This is a genomic window from Roseateles oligotrophus, assembly GCF_025717515.1.
Classification (GTDB): Bacteria; Pseudomonadota; Gammaproteobacteria; order Burkholderiales; family Burkholderiaceae_C; genus Paucibacter_A; species Paucibacter_A oligotrophus.
On record NZ_JAJIRN010000004.1, the window covers coordinates 373713 to 398798 of the forward strand.

The window sequence follows — 25086 nt, forward strand, 5'->3', positions numbered from 1 at the left end:
GCATCACCGGGCCACCTTGGCCTTGCGTCGCCGCCCAAAAGTCGTATTCTTGCGTGTCGGCTTACCACCTCTTGCACCGCCCCGGGGCTCTGGCCTACAGGGGATGCTCACGGAGTCAGCACATGCCCCTCGCCATCAGCTTCTGCGATCGGAAAAGCGCCCTCTGCGCAAGCCTGCGGGTTTTGGCACTGGGGGCGGCCGCCCTGCTATCGCCCGCAACGATGGCGAACAGCAGCGACGCCTACCCGGAGCGCCCGATCACGCTGATCGTCCCATTCGGTGTAAAAAGCGACTCGCAAACCTATGCACAGATTCTGGCCAAACACCTCAAAAAGTACTTGAACACCACCGAGTTGGTGATCGAGAACCGAGTCGGGGACTCCGGTGCCAAGGCTGCATCCGAGGTGAAGTTGATGCGGCCCGACGGCTACACCTTGCTACTGGCCCGGGTGGGCTCGCAAGTCGTTGCACCGGCGCTGAAGCCCAGCCTGCCCTATCGCCACACCGATTTCACGTTTCTGGGCGTCTTGTTGATCGAACCGCTGGTGTGCGCCGTGCGTGCCGATGCGCCCTTTAAAAGTCACCATGAATTGACGCAGGCACTGCGCAAGTCTCCCGGCACGCTCAAGTTCGGCCACGCCGGGCCAGGCACGATTCACAATATGAGCGCGCTCTATTTGATGCGTTTGGCCGGACTCAAACTGGACTCCGCCACGGGGGTGGGTTTCAACGGCGCGATCGAAGTGAAGGAGGCCTTGTTGAACGGCCAGATCGACTTCATGTGCATCAACGCCGGCAGCTTTATTTCATTGATCAAGGACGGCAAGATACGCGGGCTCCTCACGACCGCCCCGGGTCGCATGCCACAGCTGCCCGAGCTGCAAAATTCACGCGAAGTAGGCATGCGGGATTTGGGCTCGATTCTGGGATGGACCGCCTTGGTCGGACCGCCAGGCATGCCGCCCAAGCTTGTAGGCAAGTGGAGAGCCACCCTCCAGGCCTTGGGCAAAGACCCGCAATGGCTGGCAGACCTGGCCGCCATGGGCGCGATATCGGCCCTAGGCACCAGCAAGGATTCAGACAAATTCATGCAGGAGCAGTCCGAACTCTACCAGCGCCTGGTGCCCATCATGGGCCTGCAGGAATGAGCGCCGCGCGCCCGTCCGAAGCAGCCAGCGCGCCCGCCAACCCTGGCCTCGCCCGCGCCGGCGAGAACAGCAAGAACTGGCGCGACAACACCCTGGACACGCTGGTGCTGATCCTTATTCTGGCTCTTGGCGCGAGCGCGACCTGGTACGCCACCAAGACGATAGAGGCCGCCCAAACTCGCCAAAAGCAGGATCAGTTGAATGCGATCGGTCAGTCGGTCGTTGACAGCTTCTACCTTGATTTGGTGCGTTCGATCGAAGCCATCCGCGCCGTCGGACAATTGGTGGCCAATCACCCGCAACTGAGTCGCAGCGAGTTCTCGGATTTTTCTGAAGCGATGATGGCGGCGGCGCCCACGCTGAGTTCATTGCAATGGCAACCCACCGTCTCGGCGCAAGCACTCGCGTCTTTTGAGGCCAAGGCGCAATCGCAGGGTCTGATCGGTTTCCGGGTGCTTGAACTGGAAGGCAGTTTGGCGAACGAGCGAACCGTGCCGGTTCAGCCTCGCGCGGAGTACCTACCGGTCTTATTTGCCTTTCCGGAAGCCTCGGCCATCCTGGGCTTGGACCTGGCCTCCTTGCCGGGGCGCATGGAGTCCAAGCTCTTGGCCCGCAAGACCAAGCAGCCGGTGGCTTCGGCCACTTTCGAGTTGCTGGGCGACGCGGCACGCTCCGCCAGAAAAGATGGCCTCATCATCTCGACGGCAGTGAGCAACGCGGGGCAGCACCTCGGCTATGCGGCCGGCATCGTCCGGGTCGAGGATGTATTTCGCGAAGCCGCCTTTCGCGCCGATGCGGTCGAGCTTGACCTGCTGGTGTTTGACCAGGCTAACGAGCCCCCCAAGCTGATCTATAGCGCGCTGGACGAGCCCGCCAAACCGGCCGACCCAGCAGCACTGGCGAATTCACCCGACGTGCTGCGCCTGACCGTCGATGTGGCCAGCCGCCCCTGGGAGTTGGTGCTCGTCCCGCGTGGGCAGTTCACCAGCCATCGGGTCGGGCACGCTCGCCAATGGGCGTTATGGGGCGGCAGCGGCGCGACCCTTTTACTGCTGGCTGCCGTCGGCATTACCCAGCGCAGCCGCCGCATGACAGCACATATGCAGGCCAGCAGCGCCTTGGCCGAACAAAGGCTAAGCAATATCATCGACGGTACGCAGGCGGGCACATGGGAATTGCACTTTCCTAGCGGGCAGCGCTTCATCAATACACGCTGGGCCGACATGCTGGGGTATAGCCCCGCCGAGCTGGAACCCATGGACCTCAAGCAATGGGCTCGCCTGTGCCACCCGGATGACCTGCTGCGGTCCGACGCATCCTTGGCAAGCCTGCGGCGGGGCGAGAGCGAGAGCTATGACTGCGAGTTGCGATTGCGGCATAAGCTGGGCCACTGGGTCTGGGTCCTGGCGCGCGGCGGCCTGGTCTCCCATGAGCTCCAAAAAGCCGATTCGGATTGGGTCGTCGGAACCCATCAGGACGTCAGCGAAAAGAAGCAACAAGACGCGCAATTGCTGGCGGCCAAGGAGGCGGCGGAGTCGGCCAGTCGCGCCAAGAGTGACTTCCTCGCCACCATGAGCCATGAGATCCGCACGCCGATGAATGGCATCCTGGGCATGCTCAAGTTGCTCGAGCACACCGAACTCAGCCCCCGCCAACTCGACTACACCCAAAAAGCGCAATCGGCCACCTTGGCCTTGCTGGGCTTGATCAATGACATTCTGGATTTTTCGAAAATAGAAGCCGGCAAAATGGCGCTGGATGTCCATCCCTTCGTGCTCGGCGACATGATGCGCGATTTGTCGGTGATTGTGTCGGCAAACCTGGGCGCCAAGGATCTCGAAGTGCTGTTCGCCATCGACCCGCGCATCCCGCAGCGCTTGATGGGTGACGCCATGCGCCTGCGCCAAGTGCTCCTCAATCTCAGCGGCAACGCCATCAAGTTCACCCAAGAAGGAGAGGTGCTGATCAGCCTGCGGCTGCTTTCACAAACAGCTACCACGGCCGATTTGGAGTTCTCGGTACGCGACACCGGCATCGGCATTGCAAGCGACAAACTCGCCAGCATCTTCGAAAGCTTCAGCCAGGCCGAGACATCGACAACACGCCGCTTTGGCGGCAGCGGGCTTGGCCTGTCCATCTGCAAACGCATCATTGCGCTGATGGGCGGCGAGTTGCAGGTCGACAGCAGTCTGGGCCAAGGCAGTCGCTTCCACTTCAGCGCGCGGTTCGACATCGAGCCCACGCCCGAATCTGCGCCGGCCCTTGACGAGATCCATGAACAGCGTGTGCTGATCGTGGATGACAACGCCCTGGCGCGCGAGGTGCTGCAAGAAATGACCAAGGCCATGGGTTGGCAAAGTGTCTGCGTCGATAGCGGCGAGGCCGCGCTGAGGCATTTGCAAGAGCCTGCCGCCAGCGCGTACCAGATCATTCTGATGGACTGGCGGATGCCGAATCTGGATGGCTGGGAAACCACCAAACAAATTCGCCAACTCAAAGCCGGCGACCAAGCACCGGTGATCATCATGGTTAGCGTGCATGGTCGCGAGGTGCTCGCCGAAAAATCCAAGCACGAGACTCGCCTTTTAGACGGCTACCTGGTCAAGCCCGTGACCGCGTCAATGCTGTACGACGCTGTACTGATGGCCACGTTTGAGCGCAGCGGGAAATTGCCTCTCAAGCAAGGTGCCGTGAGCACCAGACAGTTGGAGGGTTTGCGTCTGCTGGTGGTGGAGGACAACGCCTTGAACCAGCAGGTGGCCAAGGAGTTACTCGGCAACAACGGCGCCGAAGTGGAGATTGCCGGCAATGGCCTGGACGGCGTGGCGCAGGCCTTGGCGGCAAGACCTCCGTTTGACGCCATCCTGATGGATCTGCAAATGCCCGATATTGACGGTTTTGAAGCGACCAAGCGTATCCGAGCTGCAGCAGGCATAACTGCCCCCCCCATCATTGCCATGACCGCCAATGCGATGGACTCCGATCGGGCCGCCTGTCTGGCCGCCGGGATGGTGGATCATTTGGGCAAGCCGGTGGACTGCGACGATTTGATCCGCGCCGTCTTGCGTCACACCCAGCGCAAGGGGCGAAGTCGGGCGCTCGCATGGTCGGCGTCTTCGCCGCAGCCAAGTGGCGGAGACCAAGTTATCGATATTGAGCTGGCCATCCAGCGACTGGGCGGCAACCGAGCCTTTTACGCCAAGGTGCTGGCGTCGTTTCGCGCCGACGCCATGAGCCATTTGGCGCAATGCAGGCAAGCCCTGGCCGAAGGCCGCCTTGCCGATGCCCAGCTGAATTTGCACACGATGCGGGGCATCGCCGGCACCGCAGGGGCGAGCGCGTTGCAACAAACGCTGGCCAATGCGGAGGCCATGCTGAGAAGCAATGATGGCGTCGGCTTGGCCAGTGAAGCGGCCGGAGTGGCTCGCTTCATGCTGGACATGGAGACTCAGTTGGCGCACACGCTAGGGCAGATAGACAACGTCCTCGCGTCGGCGGCCGGTCAGCCCCCGGCCACCGCCAAATTCGAAAACCTTGCCGCCAAAGCGCCAGAAGTTTTGCTGCAGCAATTGCGCGCCCTGCTGATCGGCCAAGACTTCATCCCGTCAGAAGCCATGAGTGAGCTCGAGCAAGCCATGGCGCCGATGAATTGCCAAGCGCAGTTGCTGCTTTTTCGGCAGCAAGTGGATAACATCCACACCGAAGATGCCTTGACGACCTTGTCAGAACTCGAGCGTATCTGCGCCGTACACGCCCCGAAAGACGAGGCCAACCATGCAAGAACCTGATGCCCGGCTGCTGGTCCTGATCGTCGATGACACGCCGGTCAACGTGAATGCATTGGCCGAACTCTTGCGCGCCGACTACCGCATCAAGGTGGCCACCTCGGGCCAAACGGCCATCGCGATTGCCAACAATCCCGAGACCCGCCCCGATCTGATTTTGCTCGACGTGATGATGCCGGGAATGGACGGGCATCAGGTCTGCCGGAGGCTGAAGGACGACGCCCAAACCTGCGGCATCCCGATCATCTTCGTCACCGGTCAAAACGACCCTTTGGATGAAGTGCTGGGATTGAAGCTCGGTGCGGTGGACTTCATTACCAAGCCGATCAACGCCGCCGTCGTGCAGGCGCGTGTGCACACTCACCTGCTCTTGCATCAACTCAAGCTCAATCTCGAGGCCAAGGTTCGTGAACGCACGGCGGAGTTCGAGTTGGCGCTGAGCTGCCTGGAGGAGTCTCGCCGTCAACTGACTCGCAGCGAAGCCAAAGCCACCCTCAGCACCTTGGTCGCCAGCGTCACACACGAACTGCGCAGCCCGCTCGGCAACGCGGTGATGACCGCCAGCACCTTGGCCAATCAAGCGCAGAAGCTTGATGTTGAAGCTCAATCGGGCACCCTGAAACGCAACGACTTGAGCGAATTCGTCAATTCAATGCAGGAGGGCTGTGGCCTGCTGTTGCGCAACCTCGAACGGGCGGAGCAATTGCTGTCTCAGTTCCAACATGTGGCGGCCGACCAGGCCAGCGAACAACGGCGCGAATTCGATCTGGCGGAGACGGTGCGGGAGGTGCTCGCCACCTTGGCGCCCAGTCTGAGCCGGCACGCGCATCGGGTGCTGGTCGAAATACCGGCCGGCATTCGAATGGAATCGCAGCCCGGACCGCTGGGGCAAATCGTCATCAACCTGGTCAACAACGCCTACCTGCACGCCTTCGACGGACGCGAGCAGGGACTGCTGACGATCAGCGGAGAACTCGTCGGCGACAGCGTACGACTGAGCTTTGTCGATAACGGCGTCGGCATTCCAGAAGAGAATTTCGCGCTGCTTTTCAAGCCATTTTTCAGCACCAAGATCGGCAAAGGCGGCACCGGCTTGGGCATGACCATCGTCTTGAACCTGGTCAAGAAAACTCTCGGCGGCGAGCTGCAAGTGAGCAGCAAGCTGGGCCAAGGAACTCGCGTCGATATTCGCTTGCCAAGGGTGATGACCGACAGCCAAAACGCTGCGACATAGAAAAGCCCACTCAGGCCGGACCTGAGTGGGCTTTGCAAGGCGCCTGACTTAGACCTTAGCCCAGCAACATCGCGTTGACCCGCCGCACATAGGCAGCCGGATCTTCCAGATGGCCGCCTTCGGCCAACACGGCCTGATCAAAGATCACGTTAGCGAGGTCGTCGAACTGGGCCTCGCTGTTGCTCAGCTTCTTCACCAGCGCATGCTCGGCGTTGATCTCCAGCGTCGGCAGGCTGCTCGGTGCGGCCTGGCCGGCTTGCTTGAGCAAGCGCGCCAAGTGGCCGCTCATATCGCCCTCTTCGACGACGATACAGGCGGGAGAATCGACCAGACGGGTCGACACGCGCACATCCTTGGCGCGGGCCTTGAGCGTCTCCTTCAGGCGGTCCAGCAGCGGCTTGAAGGTCTCGGCAACTTCCTCTGCTCGGCGCTTCTCGTCCTCGTCCTGCAGCTTGCCCAGATCGATCGAACCCTTGGCGACCGACTGCAGCGCCTTGCCTTCAAACTCATACAGATGCGAGAGCATCCACTCATCGACGCGGTCCACCAGCAGCAAGACCTCAATGCCCTTCTTGCGGAAGATCTCCAGCTGCGGACTGTTCTTGGCGGCGCTTAAAGAGTCGGCGGTGATGTAGTAGATCGCTTCCTGATCGTCCTTGGCGCGCTTCAGGTAATCGGCCAGCGACACGCCCTCGTCGGCATGCGTCGAGGCAAAGCGCAAGAGCTTGGCCAGGCGTTCCTGGTTGGCATGGTCTTCGCCAATGCCTTCCTTCAAGACCGAGCCGAAGTCCTTCCAGAAGTCGGCATACCTTGAGCGCTCGGCGGCGTCTTCGCTGTCGGCCAGCGTTTCCAGCATCGACAGCACGCGCTTGGTCGAACCCTCGCGGATCGCCTTCACGTCGCGGCTTTCTTGCAGCAACTCACGCGACACATTCAGCGGCAGGTCGGCCGAGTCGATCACGCCCTTAACAAAGCGCAGATAGACCGGCATCAGCGCCTCGGCATCGTCCATGATGAAGACGCGCTTCACATAGAGCTTGACGCCGCCGCGCTTGTCGCGGTTCCACAGATCAAACGGCGCCTTCTTGGGGATGTAGAGCAGCTGGGTGTACTCGCTGCGGCCTTCTACGCGGTTATGCGTGTGGGCCAGCGGCGCCTCGGTGTCGTAGCTGATCTGCTTGTAGAACTCGTCATACTGCTCTTGCGTGACTTCGCTCTTGGAGCGCGACCACAGCGCCGAGGCCTTGTTGACCGGCTCCCACTCGTCCTTCAAGACTTGGGTGGACTTCTCAGGATCCCATTCTTCCTTGCGCATCAGGATAGGCAGGGAGATGTGGTCCGAGTATTTGCTGATGACGGACTTGAGGCGCCAGGTCTTGAGGAATTCCTCCTCGCCTTCGCGCAGATGCAGGATCACATCGGTGCCACGGCCGGGCTTGCTGATGGTCTCGACCTCGTAGTCGCCGGTGCCTTCCGACGTCCAGCGCACCGCTGCATCGGCGGCCACGCCGGCACGGCGGGTCTCGACGGTGATGCGGTCGGCAACGATAAAGCCCGAGTAGAAACCGACGCCGAACTGGCCGATCAGGTTGGCGTCCTTCTTCTGGTCGCCTTCGAGCTTGGCCATGAACTCGCGCGTACCGCTCTTGGCGATGGTGCCCAGGTGCGAGATCGCCTCTTCCTCGCTCATGCCGATGCCGTTGTCGCTGATCGTGACGGTGCGGGCGGCCTCGTCAAAGCTGACGCGTACTTCCAGGTTAGGCGTGTCTTCGAACAAGGCGGCGTTGTCCAGCGCTTCGAAGCGCAGCTTGTCACAGGCGTCCGACGCGTTCGACACCAACTCGCGCAGGAAGATTTCCTTATTCGAGTAGAGCGAATGGGTGACCAGGTGCAGGATCTGCTTGACCTCGGCCTGGAAGGCATGGGTTTGCTTTGTCATGATTTGCGCTTCTTTCAAATGGCTGAAAACGATGATGAGCGGCCAAGAGCTTGCGGCCACCCACCTGAGCTTGCGCCCGTGCACACGATGTGGGGCCGCCTCGCCCAGCTTCAAGCCCTTTTTCAGCACTTGCCCACATCGCTGCCAGAATGCCGCCCATGAGCAATTCCCCCAATGAGTCGCTGACCCCCAAGGCGCGCATCGTTTTGTACTGGATGGACCTGGCCGGTGTGGCCGTTTTTGCCATCAGCGGTGCGCTGGCCGCCATGCAGTCGCGGCTTGACCTGTTCGGCGTGCTGGTGCTGGCCGCCATCACCGCAATCGGCGGCGGCACGTTGCGCGATCTGCTTTTGGGCCGCCACCCGATCTTCTGGATGCGCGATACCCGCTACATCAAGGTGATCGCCTTGACCGCCATGCTGACCGCGCTGGCCGCCAGCGGCTGGGGTCAGGTCTTGCAGAGCGGCAACGGCGCCCTGGTGATCGCCGACACTCTCGGCCTGGCCCTGTTTGCGCTATGCGGCGCCGAGATCGCCGAGGAGGCCGGCAAGCCGCGCCTGGTGGTCGTCTTGCTCGGCACCATCACCGCCAGCGGCGGCGGCGTGCTGCGCGATCTGCTGACCGGCCAGGTGCCGCTGCTGCTGCGCCGCGACATCTATGCGAGCGCAGCGATCGGCGGCATCGCCGCCTACTTGCTGCTGCGTGCCTTGGGGCTGCCGCGTCAAGTGGCCTTCATCGCCGGCATGCTGATGGTGGTGGCCTTGCGCTTGGCCGCCCTGCACTTTGGTTGGCAGTTACCGGCGCCACAGCTGAGCCAATAACAGCCAATCAGTAAGACAGCGTTCGCTTCGCCACATCCACCCGCAGCAAGGCCTTGCTCAAGGCGCCGCTGGTGGCGCGGGCGTAATCAAGCGCCCAAGCGGGGTCGGCAAAAGCCTCCGGCCCGGCGACCGAGGCAATGCCGAGGATCTTGTCCGCCAGCAAAACCTTGCCCGACCCCCGCATCGGCACGCAGTCATGCTTGACGAACTGCTCGTCCAGCCATTGACGGGCGGCCTCGAAACTCAAGACCTCCGCCCCATCAACGAGCAGATCGAACTGCTGAATCGGGCTGAATACCACCTTCACTTGACTGCGCATCGCTGGCCTTTCTGGCTGCTGATGCGCGGATTCTGACTTAGAAATCAGCCGCGCGCCGTTTTCACCGCCTCGCTCAAGACCTTCAAGACCTCGAGCGAATCATCCCAGCCCAGGCAGGCGTCGGTGATGCTCTTGCCGTATTCCAGCTTCTTGGCGTCGTCCTTGCCGGGGGTGAACTTCTGCGCGCCATCGACCAGATGGCTCTCGACCATCACGCCGAAAATGCTTTTGCCACCGGCCTTGATCTGCTCGGCCACATCGCGAGCCACATCGACCTGACGCAGATGCTGCTTGGAGCTATTGGCATGCGAGCAGTCCACCATCAGCGTCATGTCCAGCTTGGACGCGGCCAGGTCCTTGCAGGCGGCGGCCACATTCTCCGCGTCGTAATTGGGCGCCTTGCCGCCGCGCAGGATCACATGGCAATCCTTATTGCCCTTGGTCTCGACGATGGCGACCTGACCGTTTTTGTGCACCGACAAAAAGTGGTGCGGGCGGGCCGCCGCCTGGATCGCATCGGTGGCGATCTTGATATTGCCGTCGGTGCCATTCTTGAAGCCGATTGGTGCGGACAGGCCCGACGCCAACTCGCGGTGCACCTGGCTTTCGGTCGTGCGCGCGCCGATCGCGCCCCAAGAAATCAAGTCGCCAATGTATTGCGGCGAGATCACGTCGAGGAACTCGGAGCCGGCGGGCATGCCCAGCCGGTTGATCTCCAGCAGCAACTGGCGGGCGATGCGCAGGCCTTCGTCGATGCGATAGCTCTCGTCCAGGTAAGGGTCGTTGATCAAGCCCTTCCAGCCGACCGTGGTGCGCGGCTTCTCGAAGTAGACCCGCATCACGATCTCCAGCGTGTCGGCGTACTTCTCGCGCTGCACTTGCAGTTTGCGGGCGTACTCGATCGCGGCGGCCGGATCGTGAATCGAGCAGGGGCCGATGATGACCAAGAGGCGGTCATCCTTGCGCTGCATGATCTTGCGGATCTTGCCGCGCGTGCCGGCAATCAGCGGCTCCATCGGCGTGCCTCGAATCGGGAAGAAGCGAATCAGATGTTCGGGCGGCGGCAGCGGCGTAACGTCGACGATGCGCTCATCATCGGTCAGGCTGGTCTTGTCCTGCGGCGAGTACCAGCGTTCGGCGGCTTGTTCGGCTTTGGCGTTTTTGGCATTCATGTTTTGGGTCTCTTGCTAGATCTGATTCGAGGAGCAAAAAAAAACCGCCGGGGTGAACCCGGCGGTTTTCAGAAATTTGATTTGCGTTTTTGGTTTACGCGTTCGCCTCTCTGCCGCCGGTGCGGTGTGAGAACCAAAAGAAAGAATAAAACTTTGGTGAAGGCATGGCTTGAATGTAGCACGCGAATATTGCGTAGCCGCCGTACTGCTGCGGCCGAACAACAATCAGGCCGTGCCGCCGACCGTCAGCCCGTCGATCCGCAGCGTTGGCTGACCGACGCCGACCGGCACGCTCTGGCCCTCTTTGCCGCAGACGCCGACACCGGTGTCGAGCTGCATATCGTTGCCAATCATGGTCACGCGGGTCAGCGCCTCGGGGCCGCTGCCGATGATGGTCGCACCCTTGACCGGGTACTGGATCTGGCCGTTCTCGACCCAGAAGGCCTCGCTGGCCGAGAACACGAATTTGCCCGAGGTGATGTCGACCTGCCCGCCGCCGAAGTTGGTCGCGTAGATGCCGCGCTTGATGCTGGCGATGATTTCCTTCGGCTCCTTGTCGCCTCCGAGCATATAGGTGTTGGTCATGCGCGGCATCGGCACATGGGCATAACTCTCACGCCTGCCGTTACCGGTCGGCGCCACCTTCATCAGGCGCGCATTCATCGCGTCCTGGATATAGCCCTTCAGGATGCCGTCCTCGATCAAGACATTGCGCTGCGAGGCCCAACCTTCGTCGTCAACGTTCATCGAGCCGCGGCGGTCCGGCAGCGTGCCGTCGTCCAAAACCGTGACGCCCTTGGCCGCCACGCGCTGGCCGATGCGGCCGGCAAAAGCGCTCGAGCCCTTGCGGTTGAAGTCGCCTTCCAGGCCATGGCCGATCGCTTCGTGCAAGAGCACACCGGGCCAGCCGGGGCCGAGCACCACGGTCATCTCGCCGGCCGGGGCCGGGCGCGAGTCCAGATTCGTCAGCGCGGCATTGACGGCCTGATCGACATAGCTGGCAATCATCTCGTCGGTGAAATAGGCCAGGCCAAAGCGCCCGCCGCCACCGCCCGAGCCGACCTCGCGGCGGCCATTGCTCTCGGCAATCACCGTCACGCTCAGGCGCACCAGCGGCCGCACATCGGCGGCCAAGGTGCCGTCGGCGCGCGCCACCAGAATCACCTCATGCTCGGCGGCCAGGCCAGCCATCACCTGCGCCACACGCGGGTCTTTGCCGCGCGCCATGCGTTCGGTGCGCTCCAGCAAGGCGACCTTTTCGGTGCTGTCGAGGCTGGCGATCGGGTCGGCCGGGCCATAGAGCGAGCGGCTCTTTGACACGGTGGGATTGGCGGGCACCTTGACGCGGCGGCTCTGGCCGGCGGCAGCAATCGAGCGCACTGTCAAGGCGGCGTCGATGATGGCGGCCTCGGAGATATCGTCGGAATAGGCAAACGCGGTCTTCTCGCCGGCCACGGCGCGCACGCCCACGCCCTGATCGATGCTGAAGCTGCCGCTCTTGACGATGCCCTCTTCCAAGCTCCAGCCCTCGGAGCGGGTGTGCTGGAAATAGAGGTCGGCGTCATCAACGCGGTGCTCGGTGATCAATCGCAAGGCTTTGGCCAGCAAGGGCTCGCTGAGGCCGTAAGGCTCCAGCAATTGGCTACGGGCTGCTACCAGGCGGGCAAGGGTGGGTTCGCGCGAAATCATGACTTGATTGTAGGAGGGCTGGCGGGAGCCCGCTCGAAGCAAATTCAAGGGTTCGCACCGACCCAATCCGCCAAGGCATCAAACACCAAACGCAGGCGCGGCGTGTCGCGCAATTCGCGGTGGGCGGTCAGCCACAGTGGCAGCGGCGGGATCGGTATTTCGGGCAGCACCTGCTGCAGATTGAGGTCGCGTGCGGCCAGGCTTTGCAGGCCCACAGCGATGCCGCAGCCGGCCCGCATCGCCTCCCACATCGCCACATGGCTGTCACTGCGCAAGCAAAAAAACTCACGTTCGACGGCGAAGCCCGCAGCCGCGAAGCCGCGCAGCAACTGATCGGCCCGGTCGAAGCCCAACCAGTGATGCTGAGCCAGCGTCGCCACCGTCGGCACACCATGGCGGGCCAAATAACGTCTGTGCGCGTACATGCCGAGCGGCCAATCGGCCAGCTTGCGCGCTACCAGCATGCCCTGCTCGGGACGTACCATGCGCAGCGCGATGTCGGCGCTGCGGTCCAGCAGATTTTCGACCTCGTCGCTGGCGACAATCTCCAGCTGAATTTCTGGATGATCGAGCCGCATCCGCGCCAGGAACTCGGGCAAAAAGTAACAGCAGACGATCTCGCTGGCGGTCATGCGCACCGTGCCGGCCAGACTTGTTTCACGCGCAGCCAAGGCCAGGCTCAGCTCTTGCGCACCTTCGCGCATGCGCCTTGCGGCGGGCAGCAAGGCCTGGCCGGCCGCGGTCAAAGTGAGGCCACGCGGGTGGCGCTCAAACAGGCTTTGACCGAGTGAGGACTCCAAGGCCGTCAACTGCCGGCTCAGCGTCGGTTGGCTCTGGCTCAGCAGCGCAACGGCTCGGCTCAAGGAGCCCGCCTCGGCCAAGCCAAGAAATATCTGCACCTGCGACCAATCGAGCACTTTTCGCCCCGCTATTCATTTTTGAATATCCAGCGTTCATGATAGTCGCTTCCGAATTGCGGCAAAAACTTTGACACTTCAGCCCAAGCAATTGCAAGCAAAGGACCACACATGAAACCCTCCCTCTTGATTCTTGGCGCCGCCGGCCGCCTGGGCCTTTGTTTGACTCGCGCCTTCGCCGAAGCCGGCTGGCAGGTGATTGCGCAGGCTCGCAAGCCGCTGCCGGCCGATCTGCTCGGCCTGGACCATGTACGGGCGCTGAACTGCGACGCCTTGGACCGCGCCGCCCTGATCAAGGGCGCGCAAGGCGTCAGCGTCGTCATCAATGCCCTGAATCCGCCCTATACCGAGTGGCATCGACTGCTCTTGCCGATGGCCGACGCGGCGCAGGCGACGGCCAAGGCCTTAGGCGCTTTACTGATGCTGCCCGGCAATGTCTATAACTTCGGCAGCGAATTGCCCGCTGTGCTGACGCCCCACACGCCCGAGCGAGCCAACACGCCCAAGGCCGGCCTGCGTATCGAGATGGAAGCGCGCATGGCGGCCGAGCCGGGGCTGGATTCGGTGGTGCTGCGGGCGGGCGACTTCTTCGGCGGGCCGGGGCGCGGCACCTGGTTTGATCTGGCCCTGATCTCCAAGCTCAAGAGTGGCCGTTTCATCTACCCCGGCCCGCTGGATCAGACCCATGCCTGGGCCTATCTGCCCGATCTGGCCGAATGCTTTGTACGCATCGCCGAAAAGCGCGCCGAGTTGAAGGGCCATCACCGCCTTCATTTCGCCGGCCATTCGGTGGAGGGTCAGGTCTTGCACCAAGCTTTTGCGCAAGCCTGGGGCCAGCCCTTGAAGGCAGGCGACTTGCCTTGGTTCTTGATTCGCCTAGGCTCACCCTTTGTTGCCAGTTGGCGTGCCATCGCCGAGATGCGCTATCTGTGGCAGAAGCCGCACCGTTTGGACGACGCCGAACTGCGCCGGTTGATCGGCGAGCCGCCTCAGACACCGCTGGTCCCGGCGCTGCGCGCCAGCCTTGAGGCCTTGGCGCTTGTTGCGCCGACTTCTGCTGCTGCAAGCGCCGAGGTGCTGGCATGAGCGGCCCGGTGCTGCGCGAGCGCCTGACGGCCCGCCTGGACGGCGACTATGTGGTCTTCTTGATCGGCATGCGCATCAACAAGCCCTGGCTCGTCCACAAATGGTGGCCGGTGGTGAGCGCGATGCCGCGCATGCAACGCGAACTGCAGTCGCAGCCGGACTCAGGCCTGCTGCACGCCGAGACATGGTTCTCGCGCACTCTTATCCAGGTTCAGTATTGGCGTTCGATGGAGCAACTGATGGCTTATGCCAAAAACCGTGAGGCCCAGCACCTGCCCGCTTGGGCGGCCTTCAACAAGGCGATCGGCACCGATGGTTCAGTCGGCATCTGGCATGAAACCTACGCCGTCCGGCCGGGCAGCTCGGAGAGCGTCTACGTCAATATGCCCGCCTTCGGCCTGGGACGCGCTGGCGAACTGGTGCCGGTCAAGGGCCGGCTGGCGTCGGCCGCTCAACGCATGGCGGCAGGAAAGTGAACAAGCCCGCGTCGAAATCAGTCGGCGCGGGCATTCTTCAATGCCAAGGCATGGTCGTAGAGGCGGTTGCGCGAGCTACCGCTGATCTCGGCCGCCAGCGCCACCGCCTGCTTCAGCGGCAACTCGGCGCTCAGCAGCGCAAGCACCCGCAGCGCCTCGGCCGGCAACTCGCCCTCCGACGCCGCCTCGGGTTTGAGCGCATGCAGCACCAACACAAACTCACCGCGCTCGCGCTGCGCATCCGCCGCCATCCAAGCCGGCAACTCGGCCGCCAGCGCGGTGTGGACGGTTTCGAACTGCTTGGTCAACTCGCGGCTGACGGTCACCTTCTGCGTCGGGCAAACCTCGGCCAGCAGTTCGATCACCGCCTTGATGCGATGCGGCGCTTCAAACAAAACCTGGCTGCGCGGCCGGCCACAGAGCGTCAGCAAGACCGTGCGGCGCTCGGCCGCCTTGGTCGGCAAAAACCCGGCGAACTCGAAACCCTGCGCCACCGTGTCGCCGGCCACGCTGAGCGCCGTCACCGTGCTGCTGGCGCCGGGAACGGGGAACACTCGTAGGCCTGCGGCCGCCACGGCCGCCACCAAGACCGCGCCGGGGTCGGAGATGGCGGGCGTGCCGGCGTCGCTGATATAGGCGATGCGCTCGCCTTGTTGGAGCCTGGCGACCAGCGCTTCGCTGGCCTCATGCTCGTTGTGCTGATGCAGCTTGAGCAGCGGCTTGTGCAGGCCCAGATGGCGCAGCAAGCCGGCGCTGACCCGCGTGTCCTCGCAGGCCACCGCATCGACCAGTCCCAAGACATGGGCGGCGCGGAAGGTGATGTCGGCCAGATTGCCAATCGGCGTCGCCACCACATAGAGCGTGGACGCGGGATACTGCTGATTACCAGCCGCAGCTGCGGCGGCCTGTTGCATCAGCAGGGAGGCATCGGCGTTCATGTTCAAGTGGGGCTCTCCCAAGACTCTCGGATCGGAGGCGGAAGACCTTGCCTTGCAATACTTGCAGCGGCAGGGTCTGCGCCTGGTGGAGCGCAATTATCGGGTCGCCGCCGGCCCCCGAGCGCGCGGTGGCGAAGTCGATCTGATTCTGCGCGACGGCGCGGGCACGCTGGTGTTCGTCGAAGTGCGCGCCCGCGCCGGTCTTTCGCATGGCGGCGCGGCGGCCAGCGTGACGAAAACTAAGCAGCGCCGGCTGATCTATGCCGCCCAACATTACCTCCTCAACGTCGCCACGCCGCCGCCCTGCCGCTTCGATGTGCTGGCGATTGATGGCGATGTCATCGAATGGATTCAGGCGGCGTTTGATACCGGGCCTACTGGCTCCTGAGTGGGTTCGGGGTGGCTTCGGGGTGGCTTCGGGGTGGCTTCGGGGTGGGCAAGCCCCGGTCGCTTATGATCCGGCCCCATGCTAGAGCAACGCATCCAACAACAATTCTTCGAGAGCGCCGACCTGCTGTACCAGGCCGCCGAGACCCTGTCACGCCCACTGGCGACGGCCGCACAAATGCTGCTTGACGGCATCACCGGCGGTGGCCGCGTGCTCTGCTGCGGCCTCGGCCTGTCGGCGCTTGACGCCAGCTATATGGCCGCCTTGCTGGTCGGCCGCTTCGAGCAAGACCGGCCCGGCCTGGCCGCCTGGAGCCTGGACACCCAAGCCCATGGCAGCGACTCCGAGGTGGCGGCGCTAACGCGTCAAGTCCAGGCCCATGGACATCCAGGCGACCTGCTGCTGCTGTTCGAATCGCGGCAAGCCGGCTTGGGCAATTGGGCCGAGGTACTGGCCGCCGCGCACGAGCAAGACATGAGCGTGATCGCCATCACCGGCAGTCAGGGAGACGAGTTGCGCGGCCTGCTGCGCGACACCGATGTGCAGATTCGCGTTCAACACCCGCGCAGCGCCCGCGTCGCCGAGGCGCAGCGTTTGCTCGCCCATTGCCTATGCGATGCGGTCGATGTGCAGCTGCTGGGTGCGGGCGAATAAGCCTAAAAACAATTCAGGACGGATATGAGCACCTTCAACGATTTCCATAAGTTTTCACGCCTCTCGATCTTGCTGCTGAGCCTCGCGGGTGCCCTGGCCAGCACGGCCTGTGTGCCGCTGGCGGTTGGCGGCGCGATGGTCGGCGGCGGCTTGATGGCAACCGATCGGCGCACCTCCGGCACCCAAGTCGAAGACGAAGGGATCGAGTACAAGGCCGGCGCGCGCGTGCGCGAACAGCTCGGAGACCGCGTCCATGTCAACATCAATAGCTATAACCGCCTGGTCTTGATCACCGGCGAAACCAGGACCGAGGCCGACCGCCTCAAGCTCGAGCAAATCGTTGCCGGCGTCGAGAACGTCAGCCATGTGCTGAACGAGACTGCGGTGACCTTCCTGAGCTCCTACACCAGCCGCTCCACCGACGTCTTGATCGCCGCCAAGGTCAAGGCCAGCCTGGTCGACGCGCCGGACCTGATCTCGAATGCCTTCTACGTCGTGGTTGAACGCGGCGCCGTCTTCATCATGGGCCGGGTCACCGAACGCGAAGCGGCGCGGGCCGTCAATATTGCGCGCGGCGTCAGCGGTGTGAGCAAGGTGGTGCGCGCCGTCGAGATCATCAGTGAAGAAGAGCTGGCGCGGCTGGTACCACCGCAAAAGCCAGCCACCGACGCCGCCAAGTAGGCCTCAAGTCAATCGTTTGATCAGGCTGGAGGTGTCCAGCCTGCCGCCCCCAGCCGCCTGTACATCGGCGTAGAACTGGTCGACCAGGGCCGTCGCAGGTAGCCTTGCACCATTGCGCCGTGCCTCATCCAGCACCAGCCCCAGGTCCTTGCGCATCCAGTCGACGGCGAAGCCGAAGTCGAACTTGGCGTCGACCATGGTCTTGCCGCGGTTGTCCATCTGCCAGCTCTGCGCCGCGCCTTTGCCGATGACGTCGAGTACCTGCTTCATGTCCAGGCCGGCCTTGTCGCCAAAGGCGATCGCCTCGGCCAGACCTTGCACTAAGCCGGCAATGCAGATCTGATTGACCATCTTGGCCAGTTGCCCGGCGCCGGATTCACCGACGCGCGTGACCGCTTTTGCGTAGGCCATCGCGACCGGCTGCATGGTCTCGAACGGTGCCGGGTCGCCGCCGCACATCACCGTCAGCGCACCATTGACCGCTCCGGCCTGACCGCCCGACACCGGCGCGTCGACAAAATGCAGGCCGCGTTTCAGCGCCTCGGCATGTAGCTCGCGGGCGACTTCGGCCGAGGCGGTGGTGTGATCGACAAAGATGGCGCCCGGCTTCATGCCGGCAAAAGCGCCCTGCTCCCCCAGCACCACCGAACGCAAATCTGAATCATTGCCGACGCAGGCAAACACGATGTCGGCGCCCGCCGCCGCCTCGGCCGGCGTGCTGGCTATTGCGCCACCGTACTCAGTCACCCAAGCCTGCGCTTTGGCTGCCGTGCGGTTATAGACCGTCACCGCATGGCCGGCACGCTGCAAATGGCCGGCCATCGGGTAACCCATCACGCCGAGGCCGAGAAAGGCGAGCTTGAGGGGGGAGATCCCGTCGTAGCTTCTTGTATTCATAACTATTTAAACAATCGTGAAATGCTCGGTACCAGCGGACATATCTTCGGAGCGCGCGCGCTCGCTATTGAGCTTGATCTGCAGACGCAGATCGTTGACCGAATCGGCATTGCGCAGCGCGTCTTCATAGGTGACCTTGCCGGCCTCGTAGAGATCAAACAAGGCCTGGTCAAAGGTCTGCATGCCTTGCTCGCGCGAGCGCTTCATGATTTCCTTGATCTCGCCGATCTCGCCCTTGAAGATCAGGTCCGAAATCAGCGGCGAATTCAGCATGATCTCGACCGCCGCGACCCGCCCCTTGCCTTCGCGGCGCGGCAGCAGGCGCTGCGACACCAGCGCGCGCAGGTTCAGCGACAAATCCATCAGCAACTGAGCCCGCCGCTCCTCGGGAAAGAAATTGATGATGCGATCAAGCGCCTGGTTAGCGCTATTTGCATGCAGCGTGGCCATGCAAAGGTGGCCGGTCTCGGCAAAGGCGACCGCATGCTCCATCGTTTCGCGGTCGCGCACCTCGCCCATCAGGATCACATCGGGCGCCTGGCGCAGCGTGTTCTTCAGCGCCAGCTCCCAGCTGTCGGTGTCGATGCCGACCTCGCGCTGGGTGATGATGCAGTTCTTGTGCGGGTGAACGAATTCGATCGGGTCTTCGATCGTGATGATGTGGCCAAAGGTCGTCTGATTGCGCTCATCGACCATCGCCGCCAGCGAGGTTGACTTGCCCGAGCCGGTCGCGCCAACCACGATCACCAGTCCACGCTTGGCCTGCACCACCTCGCGCAATATCGGCGGCAGGTCGAGCGAGGCGATGGTCGGCACCTCGGCCGGAATCGTGCGCAGCACCAGCCCGACCGAGCCCTGCTGAATGAAGGCGTTAGCACGGAAGCGCCCGACGCCCTGCGGCGAGATGGCGAAGTTGCATTCCTTGCTGCGTTCGAACTCGGCCGCCTGCTTGTCGTTCATGATGGCGCGCGCCAACTGCAAGGTGTGCTGGCCGGTCAGCGGCTGAGGCGAAACCTTGGTGACCTTGCCGTCGACCTTGATGGCCGGCGGGAACTCGGCGGTCAAGAACAGGTCCGAGCCCTTGCGCGAAATCATCAGGCGCAAGAGGTCATTGATGAATTTCGTGGCTTGATCGCGTTCCATAGTTTTTGTTTCCTGAGCGAAGCATCAATAGACCCGCAACACTGTAGCGGCGCCGGCACGCGTCGGTCCTGCGATCAACCCGGGAAATTCTCCGGAAACTTTGCCTTCGAGCGCGCTTCGGACGGCGCAATGATGTTGCGCCGCACCAGGTCGGTCAGGTTCTGATCGAGGGTCTGCATGCCCAGGCTATTGCCGGTCTGTATCGACGAATACATCTGCGCCACCTTGTTCTCGCGGATCAGGTTGCGGATCGCCGAGGTGCCCAGCATGATCTCGTGCGCGGCCACCCGGCCCGAGCCGTCTTTGAGCTTGCAAAGGCTTTGCGAGATCACCGCCACCAACGACTCCGACACCATCGCCCGCACCATTTCTTTCTCGGCTGCGGGGAACACATCGACGATACGGTCGACCGTCTTGGCCGCCGAACTGGTGTGCAAGGTACCGAACACCAAGTGGCCGGTTTCGGCGGCGGTCAGCGCCAGCCTTATGGTCTCGAGGTCACGCATTTCGCCGACCAGCACCGCATCCGGGTCTTCGCGCAGCGCCGACTTCAGCGCGTTGGCAAAACTCATCGTGTGAGGCCCGACCTCGCGCTGATTGATCAGACTCTTCTTCGACTCATGCACGAACTCGATCGGGTCCTCGATGGTGAGGATGTGGCCGTACTCGTTTTCGTTCAGATGGTTGACCATGCCGGCCAGCGTGGTCGACTTGCCCGAACCGGTCGGCCCGGTCACCAGCACCAGGCCGCGCGGACGCAGCGCGAGCTCGGCAAATATCTTCGGCGCATTGAGCTGCTCAAGCGACAGAATCTTTGACGGAATGGTCCGGAACACCGCACCGGCGCCGCGATTCTGATTGAAAGCATTGACGCGAAAACGCGCCAAGCCCTGAATCTCGAACGAGAAGTCAACCTCCAGCGACTCTTCGTAAATCTTGCGCTGCGAGTCGTTCATGATGTCGTAGACCATATCGTGCACATCTTTGTGCTCGAGCGCTTCGACATTGATGCGGCGCACATCGCCGTTGACCCGGATCATCGGTGGCAAGCCGGCCGAGAGGTGCAGGTCGGAGGCCTTGTTCTTGACCGAGAATGCCAGTAGTTGAGTAATGTCCATGGGTACGGGGCAAATGAGCTGAGGGCCATTATGGCGACGATCGCAGAGAACATACAAGAACAGCACGAACGGATTGCCGCAGCCTGCGCCCAGGCCGGTCGCGCCGTGCAAAGCGTCACATTGCTGGTGGTTAGCAAGACTCAGCCCCCCGCCGCGATAGCAGAAGCCTTTGCGGCCGGCGAACACCGCTTCGGCGAGAACTATGTGCAGGAAGGTCTGGACAAGATTGCCGCGCTGAGCGCAATCAACACGCCACGCGGCCAACTTGAATGGCATTTGATCGGGCCCTTGCAAAGCAACAAGACCCGCCCTGTGGCCGAAAACTTCGACTGGGTGCACAGCGTCGACCGCTTGAAGACGGCGCAGCGCCTGGCCGAACAACGCCCCGCCGAGCTGCCTCCCTTGAACATCTGCCTGCAAGTCAACATCAGCGGCGAGGCCAGCAAAAGCGGCCTACTGCCGGGCGAAGTGGCTGCGCTTGCATTGGCCGTTAGCGCCCTGCCAAGATTGTGTTTGCGAGGCTTGATGGCCATCCCCGAGCCGGCCGCTGACTTCGAGTCTCAACGCCGCCCGCACCGCGCCCTGGCGTCCTTGTTGGCCGAGCTGAACCAGAGCCTGGGCCTGACCATGGACACCTTGTCGATGGGCATGAGCGCCGATCTGGAGGCCGCCATTGCCGAAGGCGCAACGCTGGTGCGCATCGGTACGGCAATCTTCGGTGCGCGCAACTACACATGAATATCGGGCCAGCCATTGCGGTGGCGCTCGGGCTGCTGATGTCGGCCCCGCATGCCGAGCCGGCCAAGGTCGAGGATTCGATCGCACAGCGCGCGCAAGCCTGCACGCTCTGCCATGGCAAAGAAGGCCGCGCCGCCGCCGACGGCTATTACCCGCGTCTGGCCGGCAAACCGCAGGGCTATTTGTACAAGCAGTTGCTGAATTTTCGCGACGGGCGGCGCCACTACGGTTTGATGAGCGATTTGATCGACCCCTTGAGCGACGCCTATCTGTCCGAGCTTGCCGGCTACTTCGCCGGCCTGAGCCTGCCCTATCCGCCGGCACAAAAAGCCGGCCTGCCGCCCGCAGCCTTGGCCAAGGGCAAGCAACTGATTTTCAACGGCGATGCAAGCCGCAAATTGCCGGCCTGCGTGCAATGCCATGGCCAGGCTTTGACGGGCGTGCAGCCCTTTATCCCCGGCCTTCTGGGCCTGCCGCGCGACTATCTGAACGGTCAACTCGGGGCCTGGCGCAGCGGCCAGCGCCGAGCAGTGGCGCCCGACTGCATGGCGCATATCGCCAAGACGCTGGACAGCGACGAGATCAACGCGATCTCGCATTGGCTGGCCGGGCAAGACCTGCCCCCGGGCGCAAAGCCGGCGCCGCATCTGCCGGCCCCCTTGCCGCTTGACTGCGGGGGGCTGCAATGAAGCGCCGCTTCGCAGTTGCTGCGGCCCTGCTGGCCAGCTTGACTCTGGCGGGCGGCGCGGTCTACCAACTCAACCATTTGGATGAGTCGATTGAGCCCAAACCGCCGGCGCTGGCGACCCCCGCCTTGCTCGCTCGGGGCGAGTACCTGGCCCGCGCCGGCAACTGCATGGGCTGCCACACCCGGCGCGGCGGCGTGCCTTATGCGGGAGGGCGGGCGATCCCGACGCCGTTTGGCGATGTTTTTGCGCCGAACCTGACGCCCGATCTCGCCACCGGGCTTGGCCAATGGAGCGAGGCCGACTTCTGGGCCGCGCTGCACAACGGCCGCAGCAAAGATGGCCGCCTGCTGACGCCGGCCTTCCCGTACACCAATTACACGCTGGTCACGCGCGACGACGCCGACGCCTTGTTCGCCTATTTGCGCAGTTTGCCCGCCACCGCCCAGGCAAACCCTGCGCATGAACTGCGCTTCCCCTACAACACCCAGCCCGCCTTGGCGCTTTGGCGCGCGCTCTATTTCCGGCCGGCCGTCTTCCAAGCCGAGCCCAGCCGTGGCGCCGAATGGAACCGCGGCGCCTACCTCAGCCAGGGCCTGGGCCACTGCAATGCCTGCCATGGCGCGCGCAACAGCCTGGGCGCCACGCAGGGCCCGGACGACTTCTCCGGCGGCATGTTGGAGTCCTTGGCTTGGTATGCGCCGTCCTTGCACGACCCGGCCGAAGCCAGCGTGGCCGCCTGGAGCCCATCGGCGCTGCGGCAATGGCTGAAGACCGGCAGCAGCCCCTCAGCCAGCGCCTTGGGGCCGATGGGCGAAGTGGTGCTGGGCAGCACGCAGCATTTGACCGATGCCGACCTGAAGGCGATGGCCGTCTATCTGCAAGGCCTGCCCCAGCACAGCGCCTCCGAGCCCGCGCCAAAGCGCCCCGACTTGGCTCTGCGCGAACAAGGCCAAGCCCTGTATGGCGACCATTGCGCGAGTTGCCATGGCGAGCAGGGCGAGGGGAAAGCGGCCGCCTACCCGGCGCTGGCCGGCAACCGCGCGCTGCTGATGCAAAATCCGGCCAACCTCTTGCGCATCATTCAGCGCGGCGGTTTTGCGCCGGCCACCGCGAGCAATCCGCGGCCCTACGGCATGCCGCCGTTTGCCGGCATCTTGAGCGACAAGGAACAAGCCGCATTGGCCAGCTTTGTGCGCAATGCATGGGGCAACAAGGCCGCCGATGTGCGGCCGCTTGATGTCCTGCAACTCAAGACCCAAAGAGTTGACTGAAGACCGCTGAGCGCCACCCCGGCAGGTATGCTTTGCTCGCCCTGGCAAGCCCCCATTCGGGGGTTTCCCCGGCCCAAACCAGGCACTTTGTCACGGCGCGCCCAAACGCAGCGAGACGAAAGTCGGGCAAAGCCGCCGACACTGCTTCTGCGCTGCGTTGGCGCAAGCGCCGAGCGTCCGGAATTGACTGTTTGGCACCTTGTGCGACAAATATCACGGCCCTGGCCGAGAGCAATCAATACCCCCCTTAAGTCCTGTCAAAGCCCGGCCGAAACCGCAACAGACGCTTTACGGCGCCGGCGTGACCCAACTTACGGCCCAAGCGCCAAGCTCGATGCAAAGCGCACAAAAAAACAAACATAGACGAGAAACAGCCCCAATGAACCTACTGACAAAACTACGCATCAGCCAGCGCTTGGCCGTCAGCTACGGCCTGCTGATCCTGCTGCTGATTGCCATCGGCAGCTACGGCGCCGCCACGGCCAGCCGCCTGGCCAAAGACCTGGACCACACAGCCAACACCAGCCTGGTCAAGATCGCCTCGGCCAATGGGCTGGAGAGCCAGGTCAATGTAATCGCGCGGGCCGCCCGTGACCTGTTGCTGCTCGACGAAGCACGCCAGATCAAGAAGCAAAAAGCCGCCATCGAAGGTGCGCTGCAGGAAAGCGAAAAACAGTTGAGCGCGCTGGAATCAACGTTGGACGGCGCCAAGGAAAAAGAGCTGATCACGCAAGTGCGCGCCGCCCAGACCAAGTTCATGACGGCAGTGGCCAAGTTTCAAGGCGTGCAAAAAGACGGCAGCCCGGATGAGGCACGTGAGAGCCTGATCACCGACGTTCGCCCCGCCCAGCAAAGCTATCAAGACGGCCTCAAGGGTCTGGTTGACCTGCAGTTCGACACTGCGCGTGATTTGGCCGTTAACGGCGGCGAGTTGGCGCGCAGTTCGGTGCTGCTGACCGCCGTTTTGGTGGTGGTGGCTGCGGTGATCGGCGTCGGCGGCGGTTTTGTGATCGCCCGCTCCATCGTGCTGCCGGCGCAGCAAGCGCAAGCCGCCGCCGAGGCCATTGCCGCCGGCGACCTGACCCAGGTGATCCATGCCGAAGGCCATGACGAATTGGCGCAAATGCTCAAGGCCATGAAGGAAATGCAGCGCGCCTTGTCCGGCGTGGTCAACAGCGTCAGCGAAGCCGCCGGCGAAGTGGTGCAGAACAGCTCCGACATCGCCGACAGCAATGTCAACTTGTCCGACCGCACCGCCCGCTCCGCCGCCAATCTGCAAAACACCGCTGCCTCGGTGGAACAAATCGCCGCCAACTTGAACGGCGCCAGCGACCTGACCCGCCGCGCCGCCGGCATCGCCACCAAAGCCCGCCAGTCGGCCCAGGCCGGTGGCGCCGTCGTCTCCAAGGTCGTCGCGACGATGGAAGACATCAGCGCCAGCTCCAAGAAAATCGGCGACATCATCGGCGTCATCGACGGCATCGCTTTCCAGACCAATATCCTCGCGCTGAACGCGGCCGTGGAAGCGGCCCGCGCCGGCGAACATGGCCGCGGCTTCGCGGTGGTGGCGTCCGAAGTGCGCGCCTTGGCTTCGCGCTCGGCCGCTGCGGCCAAGGAAATCAAGGTCTTGATCCAGGAGTCCTCGGTCAAGGTCGAGAACGGCACCGCCCTGGTCAACAACGCCGGCATCACCATCCGCAGCGTCGTCGACGAGGTCAACAATATGGGCCAGCTGATCGAGGAAATCTCGCACTCAGCCCATGAGCAAGCGGCCGGTGTCGGCGTGGTCAATAACGCGATGAACGAGCTGGACCGCGCCACCCAACAAAACACCACGCTGGTGGACGACCTGGGTCGCTCGACCGACGCACTGAAGAACAGCTCCTCGCGCCTGCTGGACGCCGTTGGCTTCTTCCGCGCGGCCGACGCGCTGGCTTGAAGCCTGCGCATTGCCTCTCTTATTTTTCCTTTTTTCCTTTTTCC

Annotated in this window: 22 protein-coding genes; 13 read left to right on the forward strand and 9 right to left on the reverse strand. The window is 63.1% G+C overall.

Annotated features, from left to right (window positions below; genetic code table 11):
* Nucleotides 1-221 precede the first annotated feature (221 nt).
* From LNV07_RS10760 to LNV07_RS10770, 3 genes are read left to right on the forward strand one after another with little or no spacing between them, the layout of a single operon-like run.
* Nucleotides 222-1148 carry a tripartite tricarboxylate transporter substrate binding protein gene (locus LNV07_RS10760; protein WP_263571152.1) on the forward strand — a complete coding sequence of 309 codons (927 nt, stop codon included), beginning with the start codon at nt 222-224 and terminating at the stop codon, nt 1146-1148.
* The gene (locus tag LNV07_RS10765) at nt 1145-4936 is read left to right on the forward strand and encodes a response regulator (RefSeq protein ID WP_263571153.1); all 3792 of its coding nucleotides are present in this window, start codon (nt 1145-1147) and stop codon (nt 4934-4936) included. The genes LNV07_RS10760 and LNV07_RS10765 overlap by 4 nt, the downstream gene beginning before the upstream one ends.
* Nucleotides 4923-6167: a hybrid sensor histidine kinase/response regulator gene (locus tag LNV07_RS10770; protein WP_263571154.1), complete on the forward strand. Its 1245-nt coding sequence runs from the start codon at nt 4923-4925 to the stop codon at nt 6165-6167. The genes LNV07_RS10765 and LNV07_RS10770 overlap by 14 nt, the downstream gene beginning before the upstream one ends.
* A gap of 55 nt (nt 6168-6222) precedes the next feature.
* Here LNV07_RS10770 and htpG read toward each other — a convergent pair whose 3' ends face one another.
* Nucleotides 6223-8106, reverse strand: coding sequence for a molecular chaperone HtpG (htpG, locus tag LNV07_RS10775; protein WP_263571155.1), 1884 nt, complete (start codon nt 8104-8106; stop codon nt 6223-6225).
* Between the two features lie 158 nt (nt 8107-8264).
* Between htpG and LNV07_RS10780 the strand changes: the two genes are divergently transcribed.
* A complete protein-coding gene (locus LNV07_RS10780; RefSeq protein ID WP_263571156.1) occupies nt 8265-8927 on the forward strand; it encodes a trimeric intracellular cation channel family protein in 663 nt (220 codons plus the stop codon).
* Nucleotides 8928-8934: 7 nt separating this feature from the next.
* Here the strand turns inward: LNV07_RS10780 and LNV07_RS10785 are convergent, their stop codons facing one another.
* The 4 genes from LNV07_RS10785 to LNV07_RS10800 all read right to left on the reverse strand — a co-directional run bounded on the left by LNV07_RS10785 (nt 8935) and on the right by LNV07_RS10800 (nt 13006).
* On the reverse strand, nt 8935-9246 hold the full coding sequence (locus LNV07_RS10785) for a hypothetical protein (protein ID WP_263571157.1): 312 nt from the start codon (nt 9244-9246) through the stop codon (nt 8935-8937).
* A 44-nt stretch (nt 9247-9290) separates the two neighbouring features.
* A complete protein-coding gene (locus LNV07_RS10790) occupies nt 9291-10418 on the reverse strand; it encodes a 3-deoxy-7-phosphoheptulonate synthase (protein WP_263571158.1) in 1128 nt (375 codons plus the stop codon).
* Nucleotides 10419-10643: 225 nt separating this feature from the next.
* Nucleotides 10644-12107, reverse strand: a complete 1464-nt coding sequence (tldD, locus tag LNV07_RS10795) for a metalloprotease TldD (RefSeq protein WP_263571159.1) — start codon at nt 12105-12107, stop codon at nt 10644-10646.
* Nucleotides 12108-12151: 44 nt separating this feature from the next.
* A complete protein-coding gene (locus LNV07_RS10800; RefSeq protein WP_263571160.1) occupies nt 12152-13006 on the reverse strand; it encodes a LysR family transcriptional regulator in 855 nt (284 codons plus the stop codon).
* A 129-nt stretch (nt 13007-13135) separates the two neighbouring features.
* Here LNV07_RS10800 and LNV07_RS10805 point away from each other — a divergent pair, with 129 nt between their 5' ends.
* Together LNV07_RS10805 and LNV07_RS10810 are read left to right on the forward strand one after the other, a co-directional pair.
* Entirely contained in the window at nt 13136-14110 is a 975-nt protein-coding gene (locus LNV07_RS10805) for an NAD-dependent epimerase/dehydratase family protein (protein WP_263571161.1), read from the forward strand.
* Nucleotides 14107-14586, forward strand: coding sequence for a DUF4188 domain-containing protein (locus LNV07_RS10810; RefSeq protein ID WP_263571162.1), 480 nt, complete (start codon nt 14107-14109; stop codon nt 14584-14586). The genes LNV07_RS10805 and LNV07_RS10810 overlap by 4 nt, the downstream gene beginning before the upstream one ends.
* A gap of 17 nt (nt 14587-14603) precedes the next feature.
* Here LNV07_RS10810 and rsmI read toward each other — a convergent pair whose 3' ends face one another.
* Nucleotides 14604-15524 (reverse strand): 16S rRNA (cytidine(1402)-2'-O)-methyltransferase, encoded by a 921-nt coding sequence (gene rsmI, locus LNV07_RS10815; RefSeq protein WP_263571277.1) that lies wholly within the window; start codon nt 15522-15524, stop codon nt 14604-14606.
* Here rsmI and LNV07_RS10820 point away from each other — a divergent pair.
* The 3 genes from LNV07_RS10820 to LNV07_RS10830 all read left to right on the forward strand — a co-directional run bounded on the left by LNV07_RS10820 (nt 15523) and on the right by LNV07_RS10830 (nt 17247).
* Nucleotides 15523-15912 carry a YraN family protein gene (locus LNV07_RS10820; RefSeq protein ID WP_263571163.1) on the forward strand — a complete coding sequence of 130 codons (390 nt, stop codon included), beginning with the start codon at nt 15523-15525 and terminating at the stop codon, nt 15910-15912. The genes rsmI and LNV07_RS10820 overlap by 2 nt on opposite strands.
* A 78-nt stretch (nt 15913-15990) precedes the next feature.
* A complete protein-coding gene (locus LNV07_RS10825; RefSeq protein WP_263571164.1) occupies nt 15991-16566 on the forward strand; it encodes an SIS domain-containing protein in 576 nt (191 codons plus the stop codon).
* A gap of 24 nt (nt 16567-16590) precedes the next feature.
* Nucleotides 16591-17247, forward strand: a complete 657-nt coding sequence (locus LNV07_RS10830) for a BON domain-containing protein (protein WP_263571165.1) — start codon at nt 16591-16593, stop codon at nt 17245-17247.
* A 3-nt stretch (nt 17248-17250) separates the two neighbouring features.
* On the opposite strand, the gene LNV07_RS10835 is transcribed toward LNV07_RS10830, so the two are convergent.
* The 3 genes from LNV07_RS10835 to LNV07_RS10845 all read right to left on the reverse strand — a co-directional run bounded on the left by LNV07_RS10835 (nt 17251) and on the right by LNV07_RS10845 (nt 20405).
* A complete protein-coding gene (locus LNV07_RS10835) occupies nt 17251-18144 on the reverse strand; it encodes an NAD(P)-dependent oxidoreductase (RefSeq protein ID WP_263571166.1) in 894 nt (297 codons plus the stop codon).
* Nucleotides 18145-18150: 6 nt separating this feature from the next.
* Nucleotides 18151-19287, reverse strand: a complete 1137-nt coding sequence (locus LNV07_RS10840) for a PilT/PilU family type 4a pilus ATPase (RefSeq protein WP_263571167.1) — start codon at nt 19285-19287, stop codon at nt 18151-18153.
* A gap of 74 nt (nt 19288-19361) precedes the next feature.
* Complete coding sequence (locus LNV07_RS10845; protein ID WP_263571168.1) at nt 19362-20405, reverse strand: type IV pilus twitching motility protein PilT; 1044 nt, start codon at nt 20403-20405, stop codon at nt 19362-19364.
* A 30-nt stretch (nt 20406-20435) separates the two neighbouring features.
* On the opposite strand from LNV07_RS10845, the gene LNV07_RS10850 reads away from it, so the two are divergent.
* The 4 genes from LNV07_RS10850 (at nt 20436) to LNV07_RS10865 (ending at nt 25042) form a co-directional block, all read left to right on the forward strand.
* On the forward strand, nt 20436-21143 hold the full coding sequence (locus LNV07_RS10850) for a YggS family pyridoxal phosphate-dependent enzyme (RefSeq protein ID WP_263571169.1): 708 nt from the start codon (nt 20436-20438) through the stop codon (nt 21141-21143).
* Nucleotides 21140-21832 (forward strand): c-type cytochrome, encoded by a 693-nt coding sequence (locus LNV07_RS10855; protein WP_397545552.1) that lies wholly within the window; start codon nt 21140-21142, stop codon nt 21830-21832. Before LNV07_RS10850 ends, LNV07_RS10855 begins: the two co-directional genes overlap by 4 nt.
* Entirely contained in the window at nt 21829-23103 is a 1275-nt protein-coding gene (locus tag LNV07_RS10860) for a cytochrome c (RefSeq protein ID WP_263571170.1), read from the forward strand. Before LNV07_RS10855 ends, LNV07_RS10860 begins: the two co-directional genes overlap by 4 nt.
* Before the next feature lie 379 nt (nt 23104-23482).
* Nucleotides 23483-25042, forward strand: a complete 1560-nt coding sequence (locus LNV07_RS10865) for a methyl-accepting chemotaxis protein (RefSeq protein ID WP_263571171.1) — start codon at nt 23483-23485, stop codon at nt 25040-25042.
* Nucleotides 25043-25086: the final 44 nt, after the last annotated feature.

Coding starts and splice junctions, on each gene's coding strand:
- LNV07_RS10760 (WP_263571152.1), top strand. CDS start 222: ATGGCGAACAGCAGCGACGCCTACCCGGAGCGCCCGATCACGCTGATC.
- LNV07_RS10765 (WP_263571153.1), top strand. CDS start 1,145: ATGAGCGCCGCGCGCCCGTCCGAAGCAGCCAGCGCGCCCGCCAACCCT.
- LNV07_RS10770 (WP_263571154.1), top strand. CDS start 4,923: ATGCAAGAACCTGATGCCCGGCTGCTGGTCCTGATCGTCGATGACACG.
- htpG (WP_263571155.1), bottom strand. CDS start 8,106: ATGACAAAGCAAACCCATGCCTTCCAGGCCGAGGTCAAGCAGATCCTG.
- LNV07_RS10780 (WP_263571156.1), top strand. CDS start 8,265: ATGAGCAATTCCCCCAATGAGTCGCTGACCCCCAAGGCGCGCATCGTT.
- LNV07_RS10785 (WP_263571157.1), bottom strand. CDS start 9,246: ATGCGCAGTCAAGTGAAGGTGGTATTCAGCCCGATTCAGCAGTTCGAT.
- LNV07_RS10790 (WP_263571158.1), bottom strand. CDS start 10,418: ATGAATGCCAAAAACGCCAAAGCCGAACAAGCCGCCGAACGCTGGTAC.
- tldD (WP_263571159.1), bottom strand. CDS start 12,107: ATGATTTCGCGCGAACCCACCCTTGCCCGCCTGGTAGCAGCCCGTAGC.
- LNV07_RS10805 (WP_263571161.1), top strand. CDS start 13,136: ATGAAACCCTCCCTCTTGATTCTTGGCGCCGCCGGCCGCCTGGGCCTT.
- LNV07_RS10810 (WP_263571162.1), top strand. CDS start 14,107: ATGAGCGGCCCGGTGCTGCGCGAGCGCCTGACGGCCCGCCTGGACGGC.
- LNV07_RS10820 (WP_263571163.1), top strand. CDS start 15,523: ATGTTCAAGTGGGGCTCTCCCAAGACTCTCGGATCGGAGGCGGAAGAC.
- rsmI (WP_263571277.1), bottom strand. CDS start 15,524: ATGAACGCCGATGCCTCCCTGCTGATGCAACAGGCCGCCGCAGCTGCG.
- LNV07_RS10825 (WP_263571164.1), top strand. CDS start 15,991: ATGCTAGAGCAACGCATCCAACAACAATTCTTCGAGAGCGCCGACCTG.
- LNV07_RS10830 (WP_263571165.1), top strand. CDS start 16,591: ATGAGCACCTTCAACGATTTCCATAAGTTTTCACGCCTCTCGATCTTG.
- LNV07_RS10835 (WP_263571166.1), bottom strand. CDS start 18,144: ATGAATACAAGAAGCTACGACGGGATCTCCCCCCTCAAGCTCGCCTTT.
- LNV07_RS10840 (WP_263571167.1), bottom strand. CDS start 19,287: ATGGAACGCGATCAAGCCACGAAATTCATCAATGACCTCTTGCGCCTG.
- LNV07_RS10845 (WP_263571168.1), bottom strand. CDS start 20,405: ATGGACATTACTCAACTACTGGCATTCTCGGTCAAGAACAAGGCCTCC.
- LNV07_RS10850 (WP_263571169.1), top strand. CDS start 20,436: ATGGCGACGATCGCAGAGAACATACAAGAACAGCACGAACGGATTGCC.
- LNV07_RS10855 (WP_397545552.1), top strand. CDS start 21,140: ATGAATATCGGGCCAGCCATTGCGGTGGCGCTCGGGCTGCTGATGTCG.
- LNV07_RS10860 (WP_263571170.1), top strand. CDS start 21,829: ATGAAGCGCCGCTTCGCAGTTGCTGCGGCCCTGCTGGCCAGCTTGACT.
- LNV07_RS10865 (WP_263571171.1), top strand. CDS start 23,483: ATGAACCTACTGACAAAACTACGCATCAGCCAGCGCTTGGCCGTCAGC.